Annotated in this window: 2 protein-coding genes and 1 tRNA gene; 2 read left to right on the top strand and 1 reads right to left on the bottom strand. The window is 67.7% G+C overall.

Annotated features, from left to right (window positions below; genetic code table 11):
• Positions 1 to 628 precede the first annotated feature (628 nt).
• Positions 629 to 877, top strand: coding sequence for a hypothetical protein (locus KJS59_RS30355; protein ID WP_213457395.1), 249 nt, complete (start codon positions 629 to 631; stop codon positions 875 to 877).
• A gap of 91 nt (positions 878 to 968) precedes the next feature.
• Entirely contained in the window at positions 969 to 2612 is a 1644-nt protein-coding gene (locus tag KJS59_RS30350; protein WP_213457393.1) for a recombinase family protein, read from the top strand.
• On the opposite strand, the gene KJS59_RS30345 is transcribed toward KJS59_RS30350, so the two are convergent.
• Positions 2581 to 2653 (bottom strand) — tRNA-Lys (locus tag KJS59_RS30345). The genes KJS59_RS30350 and KJS59_RS30345 overlap by 32 nt on opposite strands.
• Between the last annotated feature and the right edge of the window lie 202 nt (positions 2654 to 2855).

The raw sequence follows: 2855 nt of genomic DNA, 5'->3' as shown, positions 1-2855 counted from the left end.
CCGCCGGGACCATCTACCCGGTGGCCACCGCCGTGCACGCCGAGGTCACCGGCATCAACCCTGCCGAAGCCGTGTGGTGGCTGTACCGCCACCACGGAGCGCCGATGCGCCTGGCCGACCTCCCCGCCGCCGACAGCCGCACCGAACAGGCCACCTGACCCACAACGACAACCCACCCCTGGTGACCGGACACGCGCCCACACAGGCGGCGGCAAGGGCCTCACGCCGCTGCCCCCGCAGGCCAGCGCGCGCGACGGCTGCTTCCCGAACCGCGATGACGGCGGCGGCCGGCAAAGCGCAGCCAGAGCGATAGCCGCAGCCACGCCGCTCCCGCCCCGACAGGGGCGCGGACCATACCTCTGCTCACGCCGTGACAGCAACGCTTCGCAACTGTCAGCCGCTCTCCGGCGCGCTGTGTGAGTTTCCGTGAGTCGCTGACAGTCCGCGTCGCTTCCCGGTGACAGCGCTTCGAGGTATCGTCCCCGCCCCCTCGCGCGTAAGCAGCGCGACGCGCCATGATTCGCCTCTTCCGCATCAATTTGATCAATCGCGCCAATCCGCGCAGGAAAGGAAACCACATGAACAAAGGACTCCGACCCCCGCAGCTTCACACGCTTTTCGGAGGACCGTGGCCACCGCGCCGTATGACGACGAAAACGCCGTTCGGAGCTATCCTGACGAACCGCATCCCGGTACCGCCACCAATAACGGCGGTGCGAAACACATCCCCACCAACGAAAAGGACACGACGATTCCGATGCGTATCGCACGCGTCGACACCATTCCCATGACCGCAGAAGACCTCGACAACGCCGCCGAAGCCCTCGCCGTCCTGCTCAACCACTTCTGGCGCGAGCACCCCGACCTCGCCGCCTGAACCCCTCACCCAACACCCCTGGGGCGGCTCACCTCCGCGTGGGCCGCCCACCATCCGACCCCAGCCCGAACCCGCACGGAGGAACCACCTCATGGCAGGCAAGCCCATCCCCACCAGCCCACCGAAGCGGCGCGGCCGCAGCGCCCCCACCACCACCCAGCCGGAAGGCTCGACCGGACCGTGCCGGGTGTGCATCTACATCCGGCGCTCCACCGACGACGAACACCAACCCTTCAGCCTCCTCGCCCAACGCACCGCCCTGCGACGCTACGTCGACAACAACCCCGGCTGGGTCATCGTCTGCGAATTCGAAGACGACGCCTCCGGCGCCACCACCGAACGCCCCGGCCTCAAGAAAGCACTCGACGCGGCGAAAGCCGGAATGTACGACGTTCTCCTCGTTTACCGAGTCGACCGATTCAGCCGCAGCCTCGCCCACTTCGTCGACCTCGCCGCCACCCTCGACGCCGCCAATGTCCGCGTCGCCTCCGCCACCGAACCCGTCGACACCGGCGGCGCGGTCGGCCGCATGATGCTGCAATTCCTCGCCGTGTTCGCCGAATACGAACGAAACATGATCATCGACCGGGTGAAAAGTGGCATGACCGCGAAAGCCAGCAAAGGCCAATGGGCCGGCGGCACCCGCCCCTACGGCTACCTCGTCAACCCCGACACCCAGCGCCTCGTCCCCCACCCCGACGAAGCCCCCATCCTGCGCGACATCTTCCGCCTCTACACCCGCGACCGACTCGGCACCCGCGCCATCGCCACCGACCTCAACGCCCGCGGTGTCCCGAACCGCACCGGCAAGAAGTGGTCCGGACACACCATCAACCGGATCCTGGACAACCCCGCCTACCTCGGGGACATCGCCTACCGCGACGTCTACGTCCCCGACGCCCACGAGCCGCTCATCGACCGAGACACCTTCCGCCGCGCCCAGGACATCGCCGCAGCCCGCGGTGACGTCCAAACCCGGCGGGCCATGTCCGACTCGGACTACTACCTCACCGGCCTACTGACATGTCCACGCTGCGGACAGCGCTACATCGGCACGTCCGCCAAAGGCCGCACCCGCCGCTACCGCTACTACACCTGCTTCACCCGCACCCGATACGGCAAACACGCCACCTGCACCGCACCCCGACTCCCCGCCGACGACCTCGACCACATGATCCTCAAAGCCCTACTCGACTTCTACACCACCGCCGAACCCGTCCTCGCCGCCATGATCCAACGCGCCCACACCCAACACGACACCACCAACGACGACCGACGGGCCGAACTCACCGCCATCGCCAACCAGATCACCACCACCGAGAACGCGATCGACCGCTATCACACGGCGTTCGAGAACGGCACCATGGACGACGCCACCGCCGGACCCCGCATCCGCGAACTCCGGCAACGGCTGGCTCAACTCCAAGCCCGGCACACCGAACTTGACGCGGGCCTGACGTCGCAGCCCGCGCCCCCGCCGCCCGGCACCGTTGCCCGGATCCGCGACCACCTCAGCACCATCATGGCCAGCGGCACCGCCACCGAACGCAAAGCCGCCATCGAGACCCTCATCGCCGAAGTCCAACTCACCGACCAGGGAGTCGTACCCGTGTTCAAGATCCCCACCGACACGACAATGCCCCCGCCCGAAACGGACGGGGGCACTTCAGGAGTACCACCGGTTCGCACAATGGTGCGGTCGGTGGGCCGCCTGGGACTCGAACCCAGAACCTAAGGATTAAAAGTCCTCAGCTCTGCCTATTGAGCTAACGGCCCGCTGATCCACTAGGTTACCCGAAGCCTTCCGGCGCGGCGCGCACGCTCGATGCGCGGGCTAGGGATGCGGCGCCAGTCGTCGGGGTGCCTGCCGCCCGCCCCCTGGCTTCGGGTGGGGTTACCAGGGGCAAGGGCTTGTCCGGTCCGGTCGGATGGACCGGCCCTCCCCGGCCCGTCGTCACGTGCCGTCCCCGAATCCGCT

The sequence above is a fragment of the Rhizomonospora bruguierae genome, from assembly GCF_018397995.1.
GTDB classification, from domain to species: Bacteria; Actinomycetota; Actinomycetes; order Mycobacteriales; family Micromonosporaceae; genus Rhizomonospora; species Rhizomonospora bruguierae.
This window is presented reverse-complemented; position numbering and strand designations above follow the sequence as displayed.

What these genes read in the sequence shown, in the direction of transcription:
- KJS59_RS30350 (WP_213457393.1), top strand. Translation starts at nt 969, where the DNA reads ATGGCAGGCAAGCCCATCCCCACCAGCCCACCGAAGCGGCGCGGCCGC.